The 25,076-nt window shown below is 29.8% G+C and carries 24 protein-coding genes; all 24 read left to right on the top strand.

The genetic code is table 11. The features are described from left to right. Window positions 1-45 precede the first annotated feature (45 nt). The 24 genes from BLT88_RS04535 (at window position 46) to BLT88_RS04425 (ending at window position 24,979) form a co-directional block, all read left to right on the top strand. On the top strand, window positions 46-1,680 hold the full coding sequence (locus BLT88_RS04535) for a DUF6377 domain-containing protein (RefSeq protein ID WP_091953284.1): 1,635 nt from the start codon (window positions 46-48) through the stop codon (window positions 1,678-1,680). Between the two features lie 248 nt (window positions 1,681-1,928). Beyond that, on the top strand, window positions 1,929-4,895 hold the full coding sequence (locus BLT88_RS04530; protein ID WP_091953282.1) for a TonB-dependent receptor: 2,967 nt from the start codon (window positions 1,929-1,931) through the stop codon (window positions 4,893-4,895). Between the two features lie 20 nt (window positions 4,896-4,915). After that, window positions 4,916-6,394 (top strand): RagB/SusD family nutrient uptake outer membrane protein, encoded by a 1,479-nt coding sequence (locus BLT88_RS04525; protein WP_091953281.1) that lies wholly within the window; start codon window positions 4,916-4,918, stop codon window positions 6,392-6,394. Window positions 6,395-6,405: 11 nt separating this feature from the next. Beyond that, on the top strand, window positions 6,406-8,133 hold the full coding sequence (locus BLT88_RS04520) for a SusE domain-containing protein (RefSeq protein WP_091953279.1): 1,728 nt from the start codon (window positions 6,406-6,408) through the stop codon (window positions 8,131-8,133). A gap of 15 nt (window positions 8,134-8,148) precedes the next feature. After that, the gene (locus tag BLT88_RS04515) at window positions 8,149-9,591 is read left to right on the top strand and encodes a glycoside hydrolase family 30 beta sandwich domain-containing protein (RefSeq protein ID WP_197675652.1); all 1,443 of its coding nucleotides are present in this window, start codon (window positions 8,149-8,151) and stop codon (window positions 9,589-9,591) included. A gap of 16 nt (window positions 9,592-9,607) precedes the next feature. Then, window positions 9,608-11,065 (top strand): glycoside hydrolase family 30 beta sandwich domain-containing protein, encoded by a 1,458-nt coding sequence (locus BLT88_RS04510; RefSeq protein ID WP_091953277.1) that lies wholly within the window; start codon window positions 9,608-9,610, stop codon window positions 11,063-11,065. An 18-nt stretch (window positions 11,066-11,083) separates the two neighbouring features. After that, the gene (locus tag BLT88_RS04505) at window positions 11,084-12,070 is read left to right on the top strand and encodes a T9SS type A sorting domain-containing protein (RefSeq protein ID WP_091953276.1); all 987 of its coding nucleotides are present in this window, start codon (window positions 11,084-11,086) and stop codon (window positions 12,068-12,070) included. A gap of 661 nt (window positions 12,071-12,731) precedes the next feature. Further along, a complete protein-coding gene (locus tag BLT88_RS04500; protein WP_091953274.1) occupies window positions 12,732-13,355 on the top strand; it encodes a flavin reductase family protein in 624 nt (207 codons plus the stop codon). Next, window positions 13,356-14,777 (top strand): SDR family oxidoreductase, encoded by a 1,422-nt coding sequence (locus BLT88_RS04495; protein ID WP_091953272.1) that lies wholly within the window; start codon window positions 13,356-13,358, stop codon window positions 14,775-14,777. A gap of 7 nt (window positions 14,778-14,784) precedes the next feature. Beyond that, entirely contained in the window at window positions 14,785-14,913 is a 129-nt protein-coding gene (locus BLT88_RS04490) for a DUF2256 domain-containing protein (protein ID WP_091953271.1), read from the top strand. After that, entirely contained in the window at window positions 14,895-16,205 is a 1,311-nt protein-coding gene (locus BLT88_RS04485) for a DASH family cryptochrome (protein ID WP_091953269.1), read from the top strand. The genes BLT88_RS04490 and BLT88_RS04485 overlap by 19 nt, the downstream gene beginning before the upstream one ends. A 1-nt stretch (window position 16,206) precedes the next feature. After that, complete coding sequence (locus BLT88_RS04480; protein ID WP_091953267.1) at window positions 16,207-17,739, top strand: cryptochrome/photolyase family protein; 1,533 nt, start codon at window positions 16,207-16,209, stop codon at window positions 17,737-17,739. Beyond that, window positions 17,729-19,219 carry a cryptochrome/deoxyribodipyrimidine photo-lyase family protein gene (locus BLT88_RS04475; RefSeq protein ID WP_091953266.1) on the top strand — a complete coding sequence of 497 codons (1,491 nt, stop codon included), beginning with the start codon at window positions 17,729-17,731 and terminating at the stop codon, window positions 19,217-19,219. The genes BLT88_RS04480 and BLT88_RS04475 overlap by 11 nt, the downstream gene beginning before the upstream one ends. A gap of 89 nt (window positions 19,220-19,308) precedes the next feature. Continuing rightward, window positions 19,309-19,752, top strand: a complete 444-nt coding sequence (locus tag BLT88_RS04470) for a hypothetical protein (protein WP_091953264.1) — start codon at window positions 19,309-19,311, stop codon at window positions 19,750-19,752. 8 nt (window positions 19,753-19,760) lie between these two features. Next, window positions 19,761-20,027 (top strand): TIGR03643 family protein, encoded by a 267-nt coding sequence (locus tag BLT88_RS04465; protein ID WP_091953263.1) that lies wholly within the window; start codon window positions 19,761-19,763, stop codon window positions 20,025-20,027. 58 nt (window positions 20,028-20,085) lie between these two features. Continuing rightward, a complete protein-coding gene (folE, locus tag BLT88_RS04460) occupies window positions 20,086-20,784 on the top strand; it encodes a GTP cyclohydrolase I FolE (protein ID WP_091953261.1) in 699 nt (232 codons plus the stop codon). A 3-nt stretch (window positions 20,785-20,787) separates the two neighbouring features. After that, complete coding sequence (locus tag BLT88_RS04455; protein ID WP_036785052.1) at window positions 20,788-21,012, top strand: hypothetical protein; 225 nt, start codon at window positions 20,788-20,790, stop codon at window positions 21,010-21,012. Between the two features lie 78 nt (window positions 21,013-21,090). After that, window positions 21,091-21,306, top strand: coding sequence for a hypothetical protein (locus tag BLT88_RS04450; protein ID WP_036785050.1), 216 nt, complete (start codon window positions 21,091-21,093; stop codon window positions 21,304-21,306). A 5-nt stretch (window positions 21,307-21,311) separates the two neighbouring features. Then, window positions 21,312-21,995, top strand: coding sequence for an SDR family NAD(P)-dependent oxidoreductase (locus tag BLT88_RS04445; RefSeq protein ID WP_091953259.1), 684 nt, complete (start codon window positions 21,312-21,314; stop codon window positions 21,993-21,995). 15 nt (window positions 21,996-22,010) lie between these two features. Then, window positions 22,011-22,484 (top strand): glutathione peroxidase, encoded by a 474-nt coding sequence (locus BLT88_RS04440; RefSeq protein ID WP_091953258.1) that lies wholly within the window; start codon window positions 22,011-22,013, stop codon window positions 22,482-22,484. 5 nt (window positions 22,485-22,489) lie between these two features. Next, window positions 22,490-22,663: a Lacal_2735 family protein gene (locus BLT88_RS14125; protein ID WP_036785043.1), complete on the top strand. Its 174-nt coding sequence runs from the start codon at window positions 22,490-22,492 to the stop codon at window positions 22,661-22,663. After that, the gene (locus BLT88_RS04435; RefSeq protein ID WP_091953256.1) at window positions 22,660-23,121 is read left to right on the top strand and encodes a TspO/MBR family protein; all 462 of its coding nucleotides are present in this window, start codon (window positions 22,660-22,662) and stop codon (window positions 23,119-23,121) included. The genes BLT88_RS14125 and BLT88_RS04435 overlap by 4 nt, the downstream gene beginning before the upstream one ends. A gap of 1 nt (window position 23,122) precedes the next feature. Beyond that, a complete protein-coding gene (locus BLT88_RS04430; protein WP_091953255.1) occupies window positions 23,123-23,587 on the top strand; it encodes an SRPBCC family protein in 465 nt (154 codons plus the stop codon). Between the two features lie 90 nt (window positions 23,588-23,677). Beyond that, window positions 23,678-24,979, top strand: a complete 1,302-nt coding sequence (locus BLT88_RS04425; protein WP_091953253.1) for a deoxyribodipyrimidine photo-lyase — start codon at window positions 23,678-23,680, stop codon at window positions 24,977-24,979. Window positions 24,980-25,076: the final 97 nt, after the last annotated feature.

Raw genomic sequence — 25,076 nt, 5'->3', positions numbered from 1 at the left:
TAATAATTTAATATTATTTTGTGACCATTAATCAGTAATACATTTATGTTTAAGTTTTTTCTGGTATTTACTCTTTTAGCAAATTATTCGTATGCTTCTAATCATATAGATTCGTTATTAATAACGTTAGAATCTAAGATGAACAATCGTTTGATTTTTGACAATGGTAAAGAAAAAACAATTGACAATTACAAAACAATATTGGCTGACTCGCTTCTAAAGGATGAAACAAGATTTCTTATTACAAAAAAACTTATTTACGAACTTGAGTATTATAGCTTTGATGCTGCCTTATATTATTCTTTAGAAAACCAAAAATTAGCAAGTAAAATAAATAACCCCTTATTTATTTCTGAATCGAAAATTTTAATTGCAAAAATTCTAATGGAATCTGGGAGATATAAAGAATCTTTAGATATTTTGAATGAAATTCAAAGAAAAAAAATCCCTTCTGAATTACTTTCGAGTTATTTCTTTTCTTTAAAAGAAGGTTATTCTGAACTTAGTTATTATTCCTCTATTCAAAAGAATAAAGATATTTATTATCAATTGTATAATAAATATCAAGATTCTCTATCTAACATACTTCCAAAAAGTTCTGATGAAATTTTAAGACTAAAAGAAAAAGAGTTAAGAGATAATAGACAATTGGATGAAGCTTTAAAGGTAAACGAAATACGCATTAAGGGTAAAAAAAGTGGAACTCGATTATTTTCATTAATTACTTTTGAAAGGTCTTTATTATATGAATTGGCTAAAAATACAACTCAAGAAAAAAAATATTTAATACTCTCTGCCATTTCTGATATTGAAGCTTCAGTAAAAGATAACGCTTCCTTATCAAAGCTTGCAATGATATTCTATAAAGAGAATAAAATATACAAAGCACATAAGTATATTAATTTTTCTTTAGATGATGCTAAGTTTTTTAATTCGAAATTAAGATTCATTAATTTATCAAAAATATTAACTCTAATTACTGAAGCTTATGAAAAGCAAAGTGATCATCAGAAAAATAAACTTACCAATTCACTATATTTTATAAGTGCTCTAGCTGCTTTCTTGTTTTTTACTTTAATATTTATCTACAAACAAAATAAAAACCTATCTATTGCCAGAAAACAATTGAAAAATAATAATGCAGAACTAAAAAACTTAAATAGCCAACTAAATAATTCAAATAATGAATTAAAAGACTTGTATCAAAAGCTTTTAAAAGCTGATTTAGTTAAGGAAAAATATGTTGGTACTTTTTTAAACTTATATTCAGACTATATTAATAAGTTAGATTTGTATAGGAAGTTGGTAAAAAAACATATCAAACTAGACAGAATAGATGAATTATTAAAAATAACAGAGTCCAAACAAGTTATCGATACTGAAATTAAAATATTTCATAAAAACTTTGATGAATCCTTCTTGCATATTTATCCAAATTTTATTGAACAATTTAATACACTATTAAAAAAAGACAAACAGGTAACATTAAAAAAAGGGGAACTTTTAAATACTGAATTAAGAATTTACGCTCTAATTAGATTAGGCATAAATAATAGCGATCAAATTGCAACTATCTTAAGATATTCCGTAAGTACCATTTACAACTACAGAGTAAAACTAAAAAACAATTCTTTACATACTAGAGATAATTTTGAAGATGAAGTAAAAAAAATATCTTAGAATAAATAGTTTTATTTTATTTATTTAAACACTACTAAGATTTATAAACTTACTACTTTATTAAATCAACAATAATATATAACTACTTCAATTACATTTATTTAAATAAAAAATAAACTACAAAACACTACTTTTTATTATTTAATTTCTTTTTAAACTCACCTACTTATTTAATTTTACTCGAAAGTTAAAATACTCTAGAATAAAGTTAAATAAGCATAAACTATATGATAATTATAAAATTAATCATGAATACATTTAATGTAAATGAAAGTTTGAAGATTAGAAAATTAATACTTTCATTAGTAATTATAGTCATTTCAACTTTTGCATATTCACAAACAACGCTTCAAGGGAAAGTTACAGATAAGTCAAATGAATTACTCTTTGGAGTATCTGTAGTTCTCAAAGGTTCAATAAATGGGGTAACCACAGATTTTGACGGTGTCTTCAAATTTAAAAAAAGCATACCAAACAATGCTGTTTTAATATTTAGTTATTTAGGGATGAAAACTAAAGAGATAAATGTAAATGGAAGAACGTTTGTAGAGGTTATACTTGAAGAAGATGCTGAACAGCTCGATGAAATAGTTGTTGTTGGGTATGGTGCACAGGTAAAAAAAGATATTACTGGTAGTGTATCAACAGTTAAGGCAGAAACTTTAGAGTCTAGAGGAAATAGTCAATTGGGTGCTCTTTTACAAGGCCAAGCCAAAGGAGTAAAGGTTTTATCAAGTTCTGGTAAGCCTTCTCAAGGTTTTAGTGTAAGAATCAGAGGAACTAACTCCATAAACGCAGGTAGTGAACCTTTATATGTTGTTGATGGTGTGCCAACAACGGGTACAAGGTCTATCAACCCACAAGATATAGACGCAATAACTATTTTAAAAGATGCATCTTCCACTGCTATTTATGGAGCACAGGGTGCAAATGGAGTTGTATTAATTACTACTAAAAAAGGAAAGACATCTAAACCTTTGGTAACTTTTGACGCCTACACAGGATTTTCTCAAGTATGGAAAACCCTACCGGTTTTGAATGGTGAGCAATATAGAGATTTAATGACAGAAATGGGATTAAATACCAATTGGGAAAATTTTACTGCCATTACAGATTGGCAAAACAAGATTTTTCAAAATGGTTTATCTCAGAATTATCAATTGTCTGTTTCTGGTAAAAGCAAAAAAACAAACTACTACATATCTACAGGTTATACCGCTCAAATAGGAGCTGTTAGAAGTGCTGAGTTAGAAAGATTTAATTTTAAAATTAATTTAGATCAAGAAATTTATGATTGGTTAAAAGTAGGTTCAAGAATTGCTTATACCTCATACAGAGATGTGGATGTAAATGAAAATAATAATGTAAATACTGGAGGGGTTTTATTAGGCGCCTTAACTACACCTAGTATTATTGATATTTTTAACGATGATGGTTCTTATACCAGTAATCCTTTTCAAAATTGGGAAAACCCTTTAGCTTCAACAGATGGTTTACAAAGAGAATATAATAGTCAACGTTTTTTAGGAAATTTATATTTACAAGCACAGTTTTTAAAGAACTTCACATATAAAGTGAATTTAGGGGTAGATAATTTCAACGGTATTTATGATTCCTTTCTAGATCCTGTTAGAACGGGTTATGGTAGAGCAATAAAAGGACAATCAATAAACAATACAAATAGCAATAAGTTTTACATCATAGAAAATACCTTAAGCTACAAAAAAGATTTTTCTAAACATAAAATAGAAGGCTTAATAGGTGCTGTTACTCAAAAATTCTTATGGGAAAATAATTCAATAGAAACAAGAAATTTTGCTACTGAAAGTGTTACCACTCCAAATGGTGGTTCAGAAATATTTAATGCTTCTGCAACAAAATCTGAAAAAGCAAATGCTTCTTTTATCTCAAGAGTAAATTATGGTTTTAATGATAAATATTTATTAACTCTAAACTTAAGAATAGATGGTTCTAGTATTTTTGGACCTCAAAACAGGTGGGGGTATTTTCCTTCATTTTCTGCAGGATGGAGAATTTCTAATGAAAAATTCATGGAAAACATTTCATTTATAAATGATCTTAAAATAAGAGCTGGATGGGGTTTAGTGGGTAATGATCAAATTACGAATTATGCTTATTTAGGCAGAGTTGGTAGTGGAGCTAACTATCCTATTGGTGGCACTGCGCAACCAGGAACATTCCCTGCATCCATAGAAAACCTTAAATTAAAATGGGAAGAATCTGCTCAAACCAATATTGGAATAGACATTTCAATGTTAGCGAATACAATTAACCTAACAGTAGATGCTTACATTAAAAATACTAAAGACCTACTATTAAATGCTCCTTTACCAACATCATCGGGATTTAATAATGCTATTCAAAATATTGGTGAACTTCAAAATAAAGGTTTAGAATTTAGTATTAATACCGTAAATATTGATAAAGAAAATCTGAAATGGAAAACAAACTTCAATATTTCTTGGAACAAGAACAAAGTAATTAATTTAGTGGGTCAAGAATTATTTCAAGGAGGGATTGCTGGCGGAAGAGGAGAAGCTAGTTTGGTTAGAGAGGGAGAATCTTTAGGAGTCTTATATGGTTATATTTTTGGCGGTGTAGATCCACAAACTGGTAATGCATATTATGTTGATAAAAATGGAAATTCAACTTTTACTCCTACTTCAGAAGATAGAACAATTATTGGTGAAGCCAATCCAGATTTTATCTATGGGTTCTCTAATTCAATTTCATATAAAGGTATAAATCTATCAATTTTATTAGAAGGTTCACAAGGAAATGATATGCTAAATGCTACAAGAATTGAGCTAGAAGGTATGTCAGATCCTAAAAATCAATCGACTTCAGTTTTAAATAGATGGAGGCAACCAGGAGACATCACAAATATTCCTAGAGCAAGTTTTGGTAATACAGATAATTCTAGAATATCAACAAGATTTATAGAAGATGCTTCTTATATGAGAGTAAAAGCAATTACTCTTGGTTATGATTTACCTAAATCTATTATTAAGAAATTAAATATCAACTCAATTAGAATTTATGCTACTGGTGAAAATCTATTCACTTTTACAAATTATTCTGGATTGGATCCTGAAGTAAATGCTTTTGGAGGTAGCAATACTGTTAGAGGTATTGATTTTGGCACCTATCCACAAACAAGAAATATTCTTTTAGGTGCAAGTTTTAAATTTTAAGTTTTAAAAATTTCTGAATTATGAAAATATATAAATTAACTATACTCATATTATTTCAAATATTCTTTTTTTCATCTTGTGAAGACTATTTAGATTTAAGTCCAATTTCTGAGGAAACAAGCGGAAATGCTTATGAAACAAAAAATCAAATAGAAGCTGCATTAGTAGGTGCTTACGAATCTTTTCAGTCTTCTGAATATTATGTTTGGGATAATATCTTATTCCAAGACGTAAGGTCTGATAATAATTATGCAGGTGGTGATAATCCAGAAATTTTTCAGATAGATTTATTAGGAATAACACCCACGCATTCAAGATTATTTACACACTGGTCTAACATATATAATGCAATATCAAAAGCTAACTTAGTAATAGAAAGAGTAGATTTAATTTCTGACGCTACACTTACCGAAGAAAGAAAAAAACAAATTAAAGGGGAGGCTTTATTTCTTAGGGCCTACCATTATTTTACACTGGTAAAACTTTGGGGTGGTGTGCCACTAATCACTAAAACAATAGTATCTACAAATGCCGAAGATGTTAATATTGCTAGAGCATCTATTGATGAAGTTTATACTCAAATAATAGAAGATTTAGAAATAGCAGTTACGCTTTTACCAGACACCTATGGCAACGATGCAAGTATTAACAAAGCGCGTGCAACTTCAGGTGCTGCAAATGCATTAGGTGCTAAAGTAGAAATACAAAGACCTGCTCCAAATTACACTAAGGTTTTAAACTTTATTGATGCACTAGAAAATAGCGAAGCCAATTACCAGTTAATTGAATATCCAAAATTATTTGATAGTAATAATTACAATAATGCTGAATCTATAATAGAAATACAATACTTAGGTGGAAATGAAGGCAATTACGGACCTCAATTATTATTACCACCTTCAATTTCTGGAGATTCTTGGCGAAAATTTGTAACTCCCTCTGTTGATATTGTTAATACCTTTAATGATGAAGGAGATGATATTCGAAAAAATGCCTCAATATTATTTGAAAGCGTGAATTGGGTTGATGAATATTGGGGGAATATTTCAGGAACTTCAATTCCGTTTTCTTATAAATGGAAAAATGCCAATGGTTTTGCAAGTGCAGACCGTCAATATTTACTTCGCCTTGGAGATATTATATTGATAAAAGCTGAAGCATTAAATGAATCTAATCAACTGAGTCAAGCTGTAATTGAAGTCAATCGAATTAGAAACAGAGTTGCACTGCCAAACTTAACTCAAGCACAACAATCATCAAAAGATATTTTAAGGAATATAATTTTAAAAGAAAGAAGATTAGAACTATTCTTAGAAGGACATAGATGGGATGATTTAATTAGAAACAAACAATTAATGACTACCATGAATAATTTAGTAGAAATTGATTTAAGAACAGGTAACCCCATAAATTATAATATAACCGAAGCAAAAAAATTACTTCCAATACCTCAGCAAGAGATGGATAGAAATCCTGCATTAGTTCAAAACCCACTATAAAAGATTTAAAAATGAAACAATTCAGTAAAAATATAATCTTACTTCTAGTAACTTCCTTTTTTATAATTTCATGTGAGCAAGAAAGTAATTTAGAACCTGAAGGTTTATGGGAATTAAGTACTCCAGTTATTGAACTTCCAGAAAATAACCAAAGCTTTGTACTAGACCAAATAACGCCAAATGAAACTATTACTTTTAGCTGGTTAGCAGCAGAATCTTCGGTTGGATTTGGGGTTTCATATCAGGTTTCTATTCATGAAACAAGTGATACTAATTTCAGTAAACCTTTATATGAATTTAGTTCTGCAAGTAACGGTAAAGACCTTACTGCAATAATTTCATATCAAAAAATTGACGAAATATTATCTTATGCAGGCTATCCTGCCAATCAAGAATCAGAAATAATATGGAGTGTAAAGGCAAATAGTTTAAGTAAGTCAACTCGAGTATCTAGTATCATAAAAATTAAAAGATTTGAAAATGAAATTATACCAAATCAACTTTTCTTATCTGGGAGCGCAACTGAAGATAACGGGAATTTAGAAGATGCAATAAAACTTAAAAGATTAACTGATGCTAATGGTAATTTATCCAATATACACGAAGTTTACACGAGTTTAAAAGCTGGTGGAACCTTTGAATTTTATAGTGAAAATTCTGTACCCAGCTTACAATATGGTGGGAAAAATGCTGCAATAGAAAAAGCTGGTAATCCAATTACTGCAGAATTAGATGGCACTTATAGAATTAAAATTAATCTCGATAATAACACTTATGAATTACTAAAGATTGATTATTTTGGTATGGTCGGTAACCCAATCTCAGGAGGTTGGGGTGGTGATGAATCATTAAATTATATAGGCCAAGGTATTTGGCAAAACTCAGTTAATTTGGTAAATACTGGCGGTTTTGTATTTAGAGCAAATGGTGATTGGGCTTACTTAATAAAAAGAATTGTAGGTTCTGAAAATACAGTTATTCTTGAAAATGATGCAGCTTCACAAGGTGTGAGCTTTGAGGATATCCCTTCTAATGAAACAGGTAAATTTATAGTTACATTAAATCTCAACTCAAATGGATATTTCTACACTTTTGAAAGAGATAACACCATAATCAATCCAATTACAGCTCCAAATTCTTTATTCCTATTTGAAAATGGAAGTATGATTAAAGAGTTCTCAAAAGATGGTGATTCCTTTCAATTAGATGAATTTATACCAATGCAAGCCTCTACTTCCTATACTCTAAATTCTTTAGCAGATGGCTCAGGAGAAAGTTATTCCATTGCATCAAGTTTAGCAAATTCAAATACACCAAATGGTGATAAAGTTTCTGACGATGTACTTCTTTTAGAAAACTCAAATGCATCTTTTACCTTAAATAGTGATAGATCACTCAAATTATATTTTGATTTTAATGCTGCTAAACTAACTTGGACATATTATAATTTAAAACTATTTCATTGGAACGATTGGGATACTCGTGATGAATTAGTTATGACTTACGTGCACCCAAATACTTATAAAATTACAACGAATTTAATATCCAACTATGATATGAAATTCATTAGCCCTTGGGATTTAGATTTTGGTTCTGATACACCAAATAGTTTAAGTGGAAATCTAATTAATGGAGGTGGTTCAAATATCATTAATATTACTGAAGATGGCTCTTATGAGGTAACAATAGAATTAGAAAATAATTTCAATAGTGGCACCTATCTATTTGAAAAACAATAATTAAAGTTATAAAAAATGAAAATTATAAAAAAAACCGAAATAATGATAAAACTATTTACATTATTCATGGTTGTCGTGACCTTAGCGTCTTGTGAAGACGCAACACTTAAAACCTATCCTCCCCCAGAAATTGAGCAAGTTTCTGCGAGTTTTTATTTGACAACACCAGATAAATTAAATTTACTTACTAAGCAAGAAAGCAATATTTTTCCTATTAGAAATAATACTGATTTTACCATAAATGTTTCAGAAAATGAAACATATCAATCAATGGATGGCTTTGGTTTTACACTAACCGGGGGAAGTGCAATGCATATCAACGCTATGTCTTCATCAGCAAAAAATGAATTATTACAGGAGTTATTTTCTGTAGAAAACGGAATCGGTGTAAGTTATTTAAGAATAAGTATTGGTGCATCAGACTTAGATTCAAACGTTTTTTCATACAACGATTTACCTCCAGGGCAAACGGATACAAATCAAACAAACTTTTCAATATCTGCGGATAACTCCAATCTAATACCTGTTTTAAAAGATATTGTAGCAATCAATCCTAGTATAAAAATTTTAGCCACTCCTTGGTCCGCACCAAGTTGGATGAAAACAAACGGAAGTTCAATTGGTGGTAAATTACAAAATCAATATTATACTTCTTATGCTACTTATTTTGTTAAATATATAGAGGCAATGCAAAATGAAGGCATAGCTATTGAGGCTATAACCGTTCAAAATGAACCAGAAAACCCATATAATAATCCTAGTATGTTAATGGAAGCCAATGAACAAAAAGATTTTATTAGCAATCATTTAGGTCCATTATTTATTACAGAAGGAATAACCACTAAAATTATTCTTTTTGACCATAATTTAGACAATCCTAATTACCCTATTTCAATTTTAAATGATAATAACATAAAACAATATGTGTCTGGTTCTGCTTTTCATTTATATGCTGGTACAATAGACAATATGAGTTTTGTTAAAAATGCCCATCCTGATAAAGATGTTTATTTTACAGAACAATGGGTTCAAGCGCCTGGAGATTTCCCTGCGGATATTCGTTGGCATGTTCGCGAACTAATAATCGGTGCATCAAGAAATTGGAGTAAAACCATTTTAGAATGGAATCTTGCAGCCGACCCAGAAAATAAACCATTTACAAATGGTGGTTGTACAGAATGTTTAGGGGCATTAACTATTGATGGAAATAATGTAACAAAAAACTCAGCATTTTATATAATTGCACATGCATCAAAATACGTACCTCAAGGATCAATAAGAATTAAAAGTAACACATCTCTAGAGTTACCTAATGTCGCTTTTTTAACTCCTGAAGATAAAATTGTAGTTATTGTTTTAAATAACACAGATATTCAAAAATCCTTTAATATTAATGTCACTCAAGAACCAATTTCCATGACCCTATCAGCAGGCTCAGTGGCAACATTAGTCTGGTAAATTAAAAATATCTTTTATGAAAAAAACAACAATTTATATTGTGTGTATTGTATTTCTTACGTCTTGTTTTGGCAAAAAGAAAGAAGAATTAAAACCTGAAAAAGAAGAATTTAAAGCAAAAAATTTAACAATATACACCACAACAGAAAACACTAATTTAAAGATTTCTCTAACAGATAAAAAGGTGTTTACAGATATGAAACAGCCTTTAGAAACTGAAATTGCAATTTTAGTAAATCCAAAGAAACAATTTCAATCTTTTTTAGGAATTGGTGGTGCTATTACAGACGCCTCTGCAGAAGTTTTTGCAAAACTCCCTAAAAACAAACAAGAAGAATTATTGACTGCCTATTATGGAAATACTGGCAATAATTATAATATTATAAGAACGAGTATTCACAGTTGTGACTTTAGTTCAGGGAGTCATACTTATGTAGATGATAATGACCCTAAATTAAAAAGTTTTTCTATTCGTAGAGATTTAAGACATCGCATTCCAATGATTAAAAAAGCACAAAAAATTATTGGTGAAGATTTGATTTTTTACGCTAGCCCATGGAGTCCGCCCGCCTTTATGAAATCAAATAAAAATATGTTACAAGGTGGTAAACTTTTAAAAGAATACTACCAACCTTGGGCAGACTATTTTGTGAAATTCATTCAAGAATACGAAAAAGAAGGAATTCCTATTTGGGGAGTTACGATACAAAATGAACCGATGGCAAAACAACGTTGGGAATCATGCATATACACGGCAGAAGAAGAAAAAGATTTTCTAAAAAACTATTTAGGTCCAACTTTCGAAAAAGTAGGTTTCCAAGATAAAAATATTGTGGTTTGGGATCATAATAGAGATTTGATATCACATAGAGCCAACACCATTTTTGATGACCCAGAGGCCTCAAAATATGCTTGGGGAATTGGATTTCATTGGTATGAAACATGGACTGGCGGAGAACCTAAATATGACAATCTGAAAAATATAAAAGAATCTTATCCAGATAAGAATTTATTATTTACTGAAGGGTGTCAAGAGTCATTTGATGAAAATCATTATAACAGATGGTCTAACGCAGAGCGTTATGGAAGCTCAATGATTAACGATTTTAACAGTGGTACTGTTGGTTGGACAGATTGGAATATTCTGTTAGATCAAACTGGAGGGCCAAATCACGTAAACAATTTATGCTTTGCTCCTATTCATGCTGATTTAAGAACTAAGGAACTTATTTATACACCATCTTATTATTACATAGGTCACTTTTCCAAATTTATAAAACCTAACGCCAAAAGAATTAGTACTACTTGTACAAGAAGTACCTTAGAATCCACCAGTTTTCAAAACTTAGATGGTAAAATAACAACTGTTGTAATGAACAAAACTGACAGCGAAATCAACTATAAATTAATTGTAAATAATCGTGAAGTATCATTATCAATTGCTTCACATGCAATTCAAACACTAATATATTAATTATTTAAATTTAAATTCATGAAAAAAAATTACACAATCAAATTATTATTAATAGTATTATTTTTTAATACTCCTATATTTTCACAAGTAAACGTTACTATAAGAGTTGATATGTCCAACGAAACTATAAGTGAAAACGGTGTTCATCTGGCAGGCTCGCTTAATGGATGGTCCACAGACGCTAACGAATTGACACAAGAGAGCAATACCAACATATATTCAACAGTTGTTCAATTAAATCCTGGTTGGCAGGAATATAAATTTTTAAATGGAAATGCTTGGGGTACAGAAGAACAGGCAAGTTACCCTTGTGCACCTTCAAATGGAAATCGTTTTATTTACATAAATGATTCTGGAAATGATGTAATACTAGAAACTGTTCCCTTTAACGGTTGTAATCCAGAAGGTACTGGATTTTCAGTAACTCTTAATGTTGACATGTCCAATGAATCCAGCATTTCCGCAGATGGTATTTATATGGCTGGAGAATTTAATGGTTGGAGCCCAGATAACTTTAATCTATCCGACGTAAATGAAAACATTTATAGTACAACATTGAGGTTACCAACACCCGCCGATTACCCAATTACTTTTGAATATAAATTTTTAAATGGTCAAGGTTGGGGTAACGAAGAAACTCCTGATAGCAATTGTGGAACTGTTGCAAATAATAATAGAATTCAAACAATATTAAGTTCTGAACAAAATATTTACAATGTATTTAATGGCTGTAATTATACCCTAAATTCAAAAAATACTTTGATTGAAAATATTAAAGTTTTTTATGCAAAACGACAAGGAATTAAAATAACTACTCAAGAAATTTTCACTAAATTAACAGTAGAAGTTTTTGATATTTCTGGAAGACAAATTATAAAAACTAGTTTTAACAGTGCTCAAAACAATGAATATCTTATAAACGTAAACTCTCTTAATCAAGGAATTTATTTAGTTCGACTTAAAAGTGATGGCAATGAATCATCAAAAAAAATAATTATTAATTAAAATATTTAAAAACAATGGCAAGTGGTTTTTGTTTTAGCTTACTTTTATTGATTGTAAGCGCTCTAAAAGGGTAGATTATTTCAAAGGGACGTGTCAAATTTATTTTAATCGTCAAAATGAAGTGATGACCTCTATAATTTCTGGAGGTAACAGTGTTTCTGCTATAACTACAAACCATGCAGATACTAAGCAAGGTTTAGTCCCAATGATTCTGTATCATAAGATTTAAAATTATTACAGGTTCTAAGTCTGGTGCTTATGTAATAGAAATGAAGGCACAAATAGAATTGGAAACTACCGAAAAAACTCTTGTTTGACTGACTTAGGTAATTAAATGATATTAAATCCATACAAAGTATAATCATCGATTATATCCTCTTATCCTGTAAAAAGTTTTTAACCGGAAATCATCTATTAAACAGTGAGAGTTGAACAAATTGTTCAACTCTTCTCGCTTTATTTGATTTACCATATAAGGAAATACTACTACTAAAAAAATATTTAAATCTGACATCTATAATTCTTTTGGATAAAAAATTAGAGACTATAAATTCTTATAAAAAAAATCTCTAGAATCAAACTTTAACTTAATTTTTGTTTAACAAAACAAACACTATATTAAACAAATTGTATCTTTGTTAAGAACAGATAATACTTCTAAATGCAATTTTTTAATAAACAAGACATTAATAGCCTAAACAAAATTTATAGAATAAACTTAATAAATAGTTGTTCAGGTTTTAAATCAGCAAATCTGCTAGGTTCTATATCTTCTGAAGGAAAAACAAATGTTGCTGTTTTTAGTTCTGTGACTCATTTAGGATCAAATCCGCCAACACTAGGTTTTATTTTAAGACCCACTACTGTTCCAAGAAACACACATAGAAACTTAAAAGAAACTGGTTATTTTACAATTAATCATATTTGGGAAGATGTCATTGAAGATGCTCACCATACCTCGGCTAAATATCCTGATGATATATCTGAATTTGATATGACCATTTTAGAACCAGAATTTAAAGGAGATTTTAAAGCACCTTTTGTAAAAAATGCACCAGTACAAATGGCCATGAAATTTGTTGAAGAAGTTTATGTACCGTCTAACGATGTCATGTTAATTGTTGCTCAAATTCAGGAACTATATGTTAAAAATGAGCTATTACAAGAAGATGGTCTCATCAATTTATCAAAAGGAAATGTGGCCACAATCAATGGTTTAGATACGTATGCTATTCCTAAATTTAAGAAGCAACTTTCATATCAAAGACCTAAACCTATAAAATAAATGAAAATTCTAGTTACAGGAGCTACTGGTTACATTGGCAAGCGTTTAATACCTTTGTTATTAAATGATGGTCATAAAATTATATGTCCTGTAAGAGATAAAAAAAGAGCTGAAAATTACTTTAAAGAACAAAAAAATATTGAATTAATTGAAGCAGACTTTTTAAATGCAACTTCTTTAGAAGGTATTCCAAAAGATATAGATATTGCTTATTACTTGATACATTCTATGTCTAATTCCGCCAAAGAATTTCATATTTTAGAAGAAAAATGTGCTTTCAACTTTAAACGTTTTGCAGAAACTACCAATCTAAAACAAGTTATTTATTTAAGCGGTATTACAAACGATACAAAACTATCCAAACATCTATTATCTCGCAAAAATGTTGAACATACATTAAGTTCAACTAATTACGCTTTAACCACTTTTAAAGCAGGTATTATTGTTGGTTCAGGGAGTTCTTCTTTTGAAATTATTAGAGATTTGGTAGAAAAACTACCTGCTATGATTGCGCCCAAATGGCTAAATACAAAAACACAACCTTTATCTGTAAGAGATGTTTTATCATTTTTACACAACTCTTTAAATAAGCAAGAATTGTACAATACCTCTTATGATATTTTTGGCCCAAAAGTATTGACTTACAAAACAATGCTCTTACAATTTGCAGAGGTAAGAAAACTTAAAAGATGGATTTTAACAGTACCTGTAATGACCCCAAAACTGTCTTCTTATTGGTTATATTTTGTTACCTCAACATCTTATAAATTGGCAAGTTCTTTAGTAAATTCTATGGGTGTAGAAGTTATTGGTAATAAGAGCAACATCAATCAAATTTTAGGTGTTAACCCTATTACTTATAAAGAAGCAGTGCAATTAGCCTTTAAAAAGATTGAACAAAATAGTATCATTTCTAGTTGGAAAGATTCCTATGTAAGTAGTGGAAAATTAAAAAATTATGTGAATGAATTTATAAATGTTCCAAAGTATGGATGTTTTAAAGATTTTAAAAAGAGAAACATAAAAGACAAAACAAAAACCTTAGATAAAATTTGGGCAATTGGTGGAGAAACAGGCTGGTATTATGGAACTATTTTATGGAAAATTAGAGGGTTTATAGATCAATTTTTTGGAGGTGCCGGTTTGCGAAGAGGAAGAAGACATCCTACAGAATTAAATGCAGGCGATGCATTAGATTTTTGGAGAGTTATTTATTCAGATAAAGAAAAAGGTAAACTCCTACTCTACGCAGAAATGATTTTACCTGGTGAAGCTTGGTTAGAATTTAAAATTGAAAATGGTGTTTTAAATCAAACTGCAACGTTTAGACCTGTTGGATTAGCTGGTAGATTGTATTGGTATGCGGTTGTACCTTTTCACTGGTTTATTTTTAACGGAATGATAAATAAAATTGTAAAATGATAAACTTTTGAAAAAACAAAACCTACCAACCAAAATATGTCCTATTTGTGATAGGCCGTTTACATGGCGCAAAAAATGGGAAAAGAACTGGGAAAACGTAAAATATTGTAGTAAAAAATGCAGCAGCAACAGATAAAAAAAGCCTTAGTTTGGTTTCGTAATAATTTAAGAGTTAATGATAATATTTCTCTTAAAAAAGCAATTGATGAAAATCAACATACAATTGCTGTGTATTTTTTTGATCCTAAATATTTTGAAAAAGACAATTTTGGATTCAAGAAAACTGAAAAATTTAGAGCGCAGTTTTTAATTGAAACCATTACTAATTTAAAACAAAATCTCGCAAATTTAAATATTACACTTCTTACCTATTTTGACGCTCCAGAAAATAAAATTCCCGAATTATGTGATGATTTATCCGTAGATAAAATTTATACGCAAAAAGAATGGACGAGAGAAGAGGTCGAAACAAACTATTTTATCAAAAAATCTTTAAATGAAAATATTGATTTTACAGAAAATTATAATCAGTTTTTATATCACCCTGAAACAGTTTCTAATGATTTTCATAACATACCTAATATTTTTACGGCCTTTAGAAAAAAATTAGAAAAATATGTTACCATTTCAGAAGAAGTTAGTGTATTAAAGTTATCAGAAGACAATTTAGTTCAGAATCACACAGAAATTCCAACTTTACAAAAATTAGGCTTCGATGATTTTGATATTACCAACAAAACTGCATTCCCATTTAAAGGTGGAGAAACTGCTGCATTAGAAAGGATGAATTATTATTTTTTTGAAAGCAAAAAAGTTAGTTATTACAAGAAAACTAGAAATGGAATGGTGGGTAATGATTACTCTACAAAGTTTTCACCTTGGTTGGCTAATGGTAGTATTTCTGCCAAAACAATCTATTGGAATGTAAAAAATTATGAAGAGGAATTTGGTAAAAATCAATCTACCTATTGGGTTATTTTTGAATTAATTTGGAGAGACTATTTCAAATATATTTCCTTAAAATATGATGCTAAAATCTTTAAAATTGGTGGTATTTTAGATAGAGATTATGAATGGAAGGCTGATAAAAAAAACATCCAAAAATGGATTAATGGTGAAACTAAAGATGATTTTGTGAATGCCAATATGATTGAACTTAAAGAAACTGGCTGGATGAGTAATAGAGGAAGACAGAATGTAGCTTCCTATTTTGCAAAAGAACTTTTATTAGATTGGAGAATTGGAGCAGCATATTTTGAATCTGTTTTATTAGACTATGACGTTCACAGCAATTATGGAAATTGGATGTATGTTGCAGGAGTTGGAAATGATCCTAGAGACCGTAAATTTAATACACAACTGCAAGCAGAACGTTATGATAGCAATCATAAATTTAGAAAATTATGGTTAGAAAAAACTTTATTTTAGAATGAAAAAATTACGCTTAATTTTAGGAGATCAGCTAAACAGCCAGCACTCTTGGTTCCGAGAGACTGATAGTAATGTTATCTATTGCATATTTGAAATGCGACAAGAAACAGACTACGTAACCCATCATATTCAAAAAGTTACTGGCTTTTTCGCAGCCATGAGAAACTTTGCCAAAGAACTAAAAATAGCAAATCATGCTGTTATCTATTTTAATATAAATGATAAAAAAAACACACAAAGTTTAGTTGAAAATCTTACTATTTTAATTGAAGAAAATAACATTGAAAAATTTGAATATTTATCTCCGGATGAATATCGGCTTGATCAGCAAATAAAAATTTTTTGTAAAAATTTACCTATTGATTCTAGGGTCTTTTCAAGTGAACATTTTTATACAGAAAGAGAGGATTTAGAAACTTTTTTTAAAGGTAAAAAACAGTTTTTAATGGAGAATTTTTATCGCAATATGCGTAAAAAACATCAAATCCTAATGATTGACAAACAACCTGAAGGAGGTAAATGGAATTACGATGCCAGCAATAGAAAAAAGTGGAAAGGAGATACTCTAATTCCGCAAGAAATTAACTTTGACACAAACGTTGAAGATATTCTTTCTGATATAAAAAAAGCAAAAATAGAAACGATTGGAAAGATCAATTCTAAATATTTTGAATATCCTATTTCTAGAAAACAAGCAATTCAGCAATTAAATTATTTTTGTGAACATTTATTGGTACACTTTGGTGATTATCAAGATGCCATGCATACAGATAAAATCTACCTTTTTCATAGTCGAATTTCTTTCGCCATGAACACGAAAATAATTTCTCCTAAAGAAATAATTGATACCGTTCTTGAAACATACAGAAAGCAACAAGATGCTATTGACATTTCACAAGTTGAGGGTTTTATAAGACAAATTCTAGGTTGGAGAGAATATATGAGAGGGATGTATTGGATGTTAATGCCTGAATACAAGAAAGAAAACTTTCTAGATAATAAAAATAAATTACCCAAATTCTTTTGGACGGGAAAAACAAAAATGAACTGTCTTAAAAATGCAATCAATAATTCTTTAGAAAATGGGTATGCACATCATATTCAACGATTAATGATTACCGGAAATTTTGCCTTATTAACTCAAATACATCCAGATGAAATCGATGCTTGGTATTTAGGTATTTATGTAGATGCCATTGAATGGGTTCAACTGCCAAATACACGCGGAATGAGTCAGTTTGCAGATGGTGGAAAAATTGCAACGAAGCCCTATGTTTCAAGTGGAAGTTACATTAGTAAAATGAGTAATTATTGTGAAAGTTGTGTATATAAAAAAGCAAAGAAATTCGAAGACGATGCGTGTCCTTTTAACACACTTTATTGGAATTTTCTGGACGAAAAACAAGAGAAACTATCCTCTAATTTTAGAATGAAAATGATGTATAGTCTATTAAACAAAATGTCTTCCGAAGACCGAGCGAGGATAAAAGAGAAAGCAAATCATATTATAGAAAATTTAGATGAATATTAATAAAGAAGAAATACATATTGTTTGGTTTAAACGTGATTTACGTTTGCAAGATAATGAAGCAATTCAAAATGCTTTAAAAGCAAACAAACGTGTACTTTTCTTGTATGTTTTTGAAAATTCTTTAATCGAAGACCCACATTACGACACACGTCACTGGAACTTTATAAAAGAGTCTTTGGTAAATTTAAATGCTGACCTAAAAAAGTACAATACCAAAATTCTTTGCGTTCAAACAGAAGTTGTGAGTGCCTTCAATCAATTATTTGATAGCTATTTTATAAATACTGTTTTTTCTCATCAAGAAACTGGTTTATTAACAACCTATAATAGAGATAAAGAGTTTACCAGATACTGTAGAAACAACTCCATAAATTGGGTGGAAAACAATAATAATGGAATTTTAAGAGGTTTATTAAATAGAGAAGATTGGTTTGACAAGTGGGATGATTACATGTATGACTCTCTAATTACTAACCAATTTAATTCAAAGAATTTTATCTCTATTGAAGAAATTACTAAACTAGAAAAATATTTTCATATTGTAAATTTAGAAACGCCAAAACATAAATATTTTCAAAAAGGGGGCACAAAAACAGCTTGGAGATATGCCGATACTTTTTTTCAGAAACGCCATGAAAAATATATGTATAATATTTCAAAACCGAGTTTGGCAAGAGAAAGTTGCAGTAGATTATCGCCATATATTGCTTGGGGAAATGTTTCTATTCGACAAATATTTCAAGAGGCTCTAAAACACAAAACAGAAGCTAATAAAAGACATCTAGGAGCTTTTATCTCAAGATTGCGCTGGCAGGCACATTTTATACAGAAATTCGAAATGGAACATACCATGGAGAATGCTAGTATCAATAAAGGATATCAAAAATTAAAGAAAAGTATTTCTGTAAAATATCAAAAGGCTTGGGAAGAAGGAAAAACTGGATTTCCTTTAATTGATGCATGCATGCGTTGTTTGCAAGAAACCGGTTATTTAAATTTCAGAATGCGGGCCATGTTAGTTTCTTTTTTTACGCATATTTTATGGCAACCTTGGCAAGCCTCCTCTCAACATTTATCTAAATTATTTTTAGATTTTGAACCCGGAATTCACTTTCCTCAATTACAAATGAATGCGGGTGAAACTGGTATAAACATTCTTCGAATATACAATCCTGTAAAAAATAGTTTAGAACATGACGAAGATGGCAGTTTCATAAAAAAATGGGTCCCTGAACTGGCACATTTATCAATTCCTTTTTTACATGAGCCATACTTAATGACCCCCTTAGACGAACAATTTAACAATTTAGAACTTGGCATCGATTACCCAAAACCAATTGTAGATATTAAGATTGCGAGAAAAAAGGCAAGTGATACACTTTGGAACATGAAAAAAAATGCTAATGTGAAAAAAGAAAGTTTACGAATTCTAAAAAAACACACCCTTTCTAACAGAAATAGTTTGCTTAAAAACAATTAACAACCTCCCTTTAGTAAATTATAATATTATGTTAATTTTTGTTTAAGCATATCTAAATATGGTTAAACATTAATATATTTGATGTAGTTATGATTTACAATACAACATATCGAAATCAAGAAGCAAAAGAGATTTTTAATGATTTACTTGGCAAATCTTATTCTTTCTTACAAGCCATAAAAATGGGAGGCGTAGGCTCAAAAAGAATGATCATAGAGGAGGTCAGTCCAGGTTTTACAAAGTATATGAATGCTGTTTCTGACATAAACTATGGTAACATAGAGATACGTGAAAAAGGAATTATAATTCATATAACTAAAGGATTGAAAAACTTTAGCTGGGCAATTCCTTTTTACCAATTGCATACTTACAAAACTGCTGGTCTAAGCATACATGCTTGTGGAAATTTTGTTCGTTTTAAAAATAACAAATTATTGAAAGAAAACAAAAAGTTTATTGATAAAATAATAGAAATGAAGATAGAAAATACTTCAAACTATGAATTCTATAGTTCTACTAATTCAACTTTTTAATAACAAATATGGATAGCACAACAACTGATCGGATTATTGAAATGGCTTGGGAAGATAGAACTACTTTTGAAGCAATCGAATTCCAATTTGGATTGAAAGAGCAAGAAGTTATTAATTTAATGCGCAAAGAAATGAAACTTAAAAGTTTCAAAATGTGGAGAAAAAGAGTTCAAGGCAGAAACACAAAACATGAAAAATTAAGAACATTTGCAGAGGGAAGATTTAAATGTACAAGACAAAGATCAATATCAAATAACTCAATAGCGAAAAGATAACAACGTGCTTTGGTTTAAGGTTTGAGTGCTTAAACACAGCAAATAAAAAAGACAAAAAATGATTACACAAGTAGGATTAAAACAGACAGAAATATCAGAAAAATTAAATGGATACTCATTTGAAGAAGTGGGAGATGCTCATTTATTTACAGGTTTACATACTCCAATGAAAGCTGATGCTTTTAAGCTCTCTGATCATGAGAAAAAAGAAAGAATAGCTCTATTATTTGAAGAAATAATGGATGTGATGGGTTTGGATTTAACCGATGATTCTTTAAAAGGAACTCCTAAAAGGGTTGCCAAGATGTATATTGATGAAATATTTTCTGGTTTAAATCCAGCTAACAAACCAAAAGTTGCATTGTTTGATAATAAATATCAATACAATCAAATGTTAGTTGAAAAGAATATTACTTTCTATTCTAATTGTGAACATCATTTTGTACCTATAATAGGTAAAGCTCATGTTGCTTACATTTCTTCAGGAAAAGTTATTGGTTTATCAAAAATAAATAGAATCGTACAATATTATGCGAAAAGGCCCCAAGTACAAGAAAGATTAACAAATCAAATTGCAACAGAATTAAAAACTATTTTAAAAACAGATGACGTGGCGGTAATTATAGATGCCAAGCATCTATGCGTCTCTTCAAGAGGCGTAGAGGACGATTCATCTTCTACGACAACTTCCTATTTTGGAGGTAAATTTGAAAATCAATCAAAAATAGTAGAATTGCAAAACACTTTAAATTATTAATTTATGGATTTAATACACAAAGCATTAGAATTTGAAACAAGGAAAATGAGATTTCCAACAACTAGTGATCGCATCATGGCCGCTAGAGAAGCTAAATCTTTAATCTTAAGTCTAAATGAAATATATAAAGAAAATAAAGATTCAAAGATTATGGATATTATGAAACGTTTAACCACAATTAAGCAAAGAATTGAAAAACGTTTAAAAGGTAAACCGTTAACTGCATAATAAGTTCAGATTTTTCTTGCTTTTCTAACTTTTATATTTATATTCGAAAAAATATAGAATAAAACAGAGAAACAAGTAATGGATGTATTAGAAAGAGCTTTAGAATTTGAGAATAGAAAATTTTCATTTAAAACTACAAGCGATAGAATATTGGCCTCAAGAGAGGTAAAAGCTTTAATACTAGAGCTTAATGAAGTATACAAATTAGAGAAAGATCCAGAGATAATGGATCAAATGAAGCGCTTAACAGCTGTTAAACAAAAAATTGAAAAGCGCTTGAAAGGAAGACGTTAAAAAGTATGAAAAAAATTTTAGTTATCGGAGGAAGCAAAGGAATTGGAAATGCAATTATCAAATCTTTAGTTGATGAAAATTTAGTAATAAATATAAGTAGATCAGCTCCTTTGCTTTCCCATACTAACCTTACTCACTTTTCTTGTGATATCCTTTCGGATGATCTGCCGGAAATTGAGGCTATAGATTCTCTAATCTATTGCCCTGGAAGTATAAATTTAAAACCAATTTCACGCCTAAAATTAGAAGATTTTAGAAACGATTTTGAAATTAATGTCATTGGTGCAGTAAAGGCTATACAATATTATTTACCCTTATTGAAGAATGGAAGTAAGCCTTCTATTTTACTATTTAGCACGGTTGCTGCAAAACTAGGAATGCCTTTTCATGCAAGTGTAGCTGCTGCGAAATCAGCAGTAGAAGGTTTAACAAAGTCTTTAGGCGCAGAATTGGCTCCTTTAATTCGTGTAAATGCAATTGCACCAACTGTGACGGATACAGAATTAGCCTCTAAACTATTGCGTAATGAACGAATGATAGAAAACATTACAGAACGTCACCCTTTAAAAAAATATTTAGATCCAAAAGAAGTTGCTGACTTAGCTGCTTTTTTAATCTCTGAAAAAGCAAGTTCGATTTCAGGTCAGATTTTTGAATTAGACTGCGGAATTGTTAGTTTTAAAATTTAATTAAACCTCATCAAAATGAATTTTTATGATATAGAGATGAAAAGTCTCCAGAATAAACCTATACTTTTATCAGATTTTGAAGGAAAATTTATCCTTTTTGTAAATGTAGCCTCTAAATGTGGTTTTACCCCTCAATACAAAGGTTTAGAGGAATTACAAAATACCTATAAAGACAATTTAGTTGTTATAGGAGTTCCTTGCAATCAGTTTGGAAGTCAAGAACCAGGATCGTCATCAGAAATAAAAGAATTCTGTGAAGTCAATTACGGAGTTTCTTTTTTAATTACTGAAAAAATTGAGGTAAAGGGCACCAACCAACATCCTTTATATCAATGGCTAACATCAAAAAAATTGAATTCTAAAAAAAGTTCTTCTGTAAAATGGAACTTTCAAAAATATTTAGTTTCTCCAGATGGACAACTGATTGATTATTATTTTTCAATCACAAAGCCTTTAAATTCAAAAATTACAAAACACTTAAATTCATAAATTTTATGTTTGGTTTATTTAAAAAGAAAAGTGAATTAGAAAAATTACAAGAATCTTACAAAAAGATAATGGAAGAAGCGTATAAATTACAATCCATTAATAGAACGGATAGCGACAAAAAGTATTTAGAAGCAGACAATGTTCTAAAAAAGATAGAACAAATTCAATCAAAAAAATGAAACAAGTTAAATTAACCTTTCTCTTTTTAATACTTAATTTTGGAGGGTTAGCCATTGGCAGCTGGTTAATGAATAACGGCCCAATGACAGATTGGTACACGAACTTAAATCAAGCTAGCTGGACACCTCCAGGTTGGGTTTTTGGAGTTGCATGGACCTCTATAATGATCTGTTTTTCCCTTTATCTAGGAAAACTTTTTACAAAAGATTACCGCTCAAAATTGATATTCGTATTTCTCGTGCAGTTTATTTTAAACGTTAGTTGGAACTACACTTTCTTTAATCAGCGACTCGTATTATTTGGTTTGATAACAATTGTGTTGTTAACATCACTGATATTTTATTATTTCTTTAAATTGAGTAAGAATACCAGCTACTATAAATTTTTATTGCTACCCTATATGATTTGGCTGTGCATTGCAACTTCATTAAACCTTTATATTCTAATTCATAATTAAGATGAAAATCTACACACTTCATAAAAAACAAAAACTACCAATTTCTTTAGACGAAGCTTGGAATTTTTTATCAAATCCAAAAAACTTAAAAATAATCACCCCAGATTATATGAGTTTTAACATTATTTCTAAGATAAACAAACCTTTATATACAGGACAAATTATTCAATATATAGTAACACCTCTTTTGGGGATTAAAACAAAATGGGTTTCTGAAATTACACACGTAGAAAATAAGAAGTATTTTGTAGATGAACAAATGTATGGACCATATGCACTATGGCATCATAAGCATTTTATTAATGAAATCGATGGCGGTGTAGAAATGGAAGATATAATTGACTACAAAGTGCCTTTAGGAATTTTAGGACAAATGTTACATCCCATATTGGTAAAACCAAAATTAGAAGAAATTTTTGCTTACAGACAAACAAAATTGATTGAACTTTTTGGTGAATACAAATAAAGACTGAAACGGATTAAAATGTATTAAGAGTTAAAAACTATTATTTTTCATTAATTCTTACATTTAAAATTTTACACCTTTTTTACATTTATGAAATTATCAATACATATTTTTTGGTTTAGAAGAGACTTACGTTTAGATGATAATTGTGGGTTACTACATGCTTTAAAATCGGATAAAAAAGTCTTACCTCTTTTTATTTTTGATGAAGAAATTCTCAATAAACTTCCAAAAGATGATGCTCGTGTTTCGTTTATTCATCAACAATTAGAACACATCAACAATCAACTTACAGCAATAGGCAGTTCGTTAGCTATATATCACGGAAAACCCATAGAAGTTTATAATTCTTTATTAGAAAAATATAACATTGACACCGTTTTCACCAATCATGATTATGAACCTTATGCCAATAAAAGAGATTTAGAAATAAAAGATTTTCTAGCATCTGAAAACATACAATTTAAAACGTATAAAGATCAAGTAATTTTTGAAAGGAATGAAATTGTAAAAAAAGACGGAACACCTTATAAAGTATATACTCCCTATTCGAAAAAATGGCTAGAAGCTTTTCATTTTAAAGGGATTCAGTTTTTCCCGTCGGAAGAAAATTTAGAAAATTTTATCCAAAATAAAAATCATCCGTTTTTAACGTTAGAAGAAGTTGGTTTTACAGAATCTGCTATAAAAGTTGAATCATTTAAAGTTTCAACCAAACTTATTGATGCGTACGAAGAAACAAGAAACTACCCTGCAAAAAACAGTACATCAAGATTAGGAACTCATTTGCGCTTTGGAACTGTAAGTGTGCGTAAAATGGTTGATAAGGGATCGAAAAGCAACAACATCACTTTTTTAAAAGAATTAATTTGGCGTGAATTTTTCATGCAAATCTTATGGCATTTTCCGCAGACTAATAAAGATAGTTTTAAGCCTAAATATGATAGGATTTTATGGATAAATAATGAAAAGAATTTTGATGCTTGGTGTAAAGGAGAAACTGGTTATCCTTTGGTTGATGCAGGCATGAGGGAACTTAATAAAACTGGCTTTATGCACAATAGAGTTAGAATGTTAGTAGGTAGTTTCCTTTGCAAACATTTACTCATCGATTGGAGATGGGGTGAAGCTTATTTCGCCGAAAAATTACATGACTATGAACAATCTAGTAATATTGGAAACTGGCAATGGGTTGCAGGTTGCGGTGTTGACGCAGCTCCTTATTTTAGAATATTTAACCCTACAACACAAATACAAAAGTTTGATAAAAATTTAGAATATATTAAAAAATGGGCTCCTGATTTCCAAGAACTCACCTACCCTACCCCAATAGTCGAACATAAATTTGCAAGAGAACGTTGTCTAAAAACCTATAAAGAAGCGTTGCAATAGTTTTGTCATTTGAATATATTAATAAGATGTACCAGTGTGTTTTTAATTAATAATTAATATGTTCTTTGTATGAAAACAGTAGTCAGATAAAATATAT

Origin of the sequence: Polaribacter sp. Hel1_33_78, from assembly GCF_900106075.1 — a bacterium.
Lineage (GTDB): Bacteria > Bacteroidota > Bacteroidia > Flavobacteriales > Flavobacteriaceae > Polaribacter.
This window is presented reverse-complemented; position numbering and strand designations above follow the sequence as displayed.

Bases quoted from the DNA above. Each gene is read 5' to 3' on its own strand.
- BLT88_RS04535 (WP_091953284.1), top strand. From the start codon at position 46: ATGTTTAAGTTTTTTCTGGTATTTACTCTTTTAGCAAATTATTCGTAT.
- BLT88_RS04530 (WP_091953282.1), top strand. From the start codon at position 1,929: ATGAATACATTTAATGTAAATGAAAGTTTGAAGATTAGAAAATTAATA.
- BLT88_RS04525 (WP_091953281.1), top strand. From the start codon at position 4,916: ATGAAAATATATAAATTAACTATACTCATATTATTTCAAATATTCTTT.
- BLT88_RS04520 (WP_091953279.1), top strand. From the start codon at position 6,406: ATGAAACAATTCAGTAAAAATATAATCTTACTTCTAGTAACTTCCTTT.
- BLT88_RS04515 (WP_197675652.1), top strand. From the start codon at position 8,149: ATGAAAATTATAAAAAAAACCGAAATAATGATAAAACTATTTACATTA.
- BLT88_RS04510 (WP_091953277.1), top strand. From the start codon at position 9,608: ATGAAAAAAACAACAATTTATATTGTGTGTATTGTATTTCTTACGTCT.
- BLT88_RS04505 (WP_091953276.1), top strand. From the start codon at position 11,084: ATGAAAAAAAATTACACAATCAAATTATTATTAATAGTATTATTTTTT.
- BLT88_RS04500 (WP_091953274.1), top strand. From the start codon at position 12,732: ATGCAATTTTTTAATAAACAAGACATTAATAGCCTAAACAAAATTTAT.
- BLT88_RS04495 (WP_091953272.1), top strand. From the start codon at position 13,356: ATGAAAATTCTAGTTACAGGAGCTACTGGTTACATTGGCAAGCGTTTA.
- BLT88_RS04485 (WP_091953269.1), top strand. From the start codon at position 14,895: ATGCAGCAGCAACAGATAAAAAAAGCCTTAGTTTGGTTTCGTAATAAT.
- BLT88_RS04480 (WP_091953267.1), top strand. From the start codon at position 16,207: ATGAAAAAATTACGCTTAATTTTAGGAGATCAGCTAAACAGCCAGCAC.
- BLT88_RS04475 (WP_091953266.1), top strand. From the start codon at position 17,729: ATGAATATTAATAAAGAAGAAATACATATTGTTTGGTTTAAACGTGAT.
- BLT88_RS04470 (WP_091953264.1), top strand. From the start codon at position 19,309: ATGATTTACAATACAACATATCGAAATCAAGAAGCAAAAGAGATTTTT.
- BLT88_RS04465 (WP_091953263.1), top strand. From the start codon at position 19,761: ATGGATAGCACAACAACTGATCGGATTATTGAAATGGCTTGGGAAGAT.
- folE (WP_091953261.1), top strand. From the start codon at position 20,086: ATGATTACACAAGTAGGATTAAAACAGACAGAAATATCAGAAAAATTA.
- BLT88_RS04455 (WP_036785052.1), top strand. From the start codon at position 20,788: ATGGATTTAATACACAAAGCATTAGAATTTGAAACAAGGAAAATGAGA.
- BLT88_RS04450 (WP_036785050.1), top strand. From the start codon at position 21,091: ATGGATGTATTAGAAAGAGCTTTAGAATTTGAGAATAGAAAATTTTCA.
- BLT88_RS04445 (WP_091953259.1), top strand. From the start codon at position 21,312: ATGAAAAAAATTTTAGTTATCGGAGGAAGCAAAGGAATTGGAAATGCA.
- BLT88_RS04440 (WP_091953258.1), top strand. From the start codon at position 22,011: ATGAATTTTTATGATATAGAGATGAAAAGTCTCCAGAATAAACCTATA.
- BLT88_RS14125 (WP_036785043.1), top strand. From the start codon at position 22,490: ATGTTTGGTTTATTTAAAAAGAAAAGTGAATTAGAAAAATTACAAGAA.
- BLT88_RS04435 (WP_091953256.1), top strand. From the start codon at position 22,660: ATGAAACAAGTTAAATTAACCTTTCTCTTTTTAATACTTAATTTTGGA.
- BLT88_RS04430 (WP_091953255.1), top strand. From the start codon at position 23,123: ATGAAAATCTACACACTTCATAAAAAACAAAAACTACCAATTTCTTTA.
- BLT88_RS04425 (WP_091953253.1), top strand. From the start codon at position 23,678: ATGAAATTATCAATACATATTTTTTGGTTTAGAAGAGACTTACGTTTA.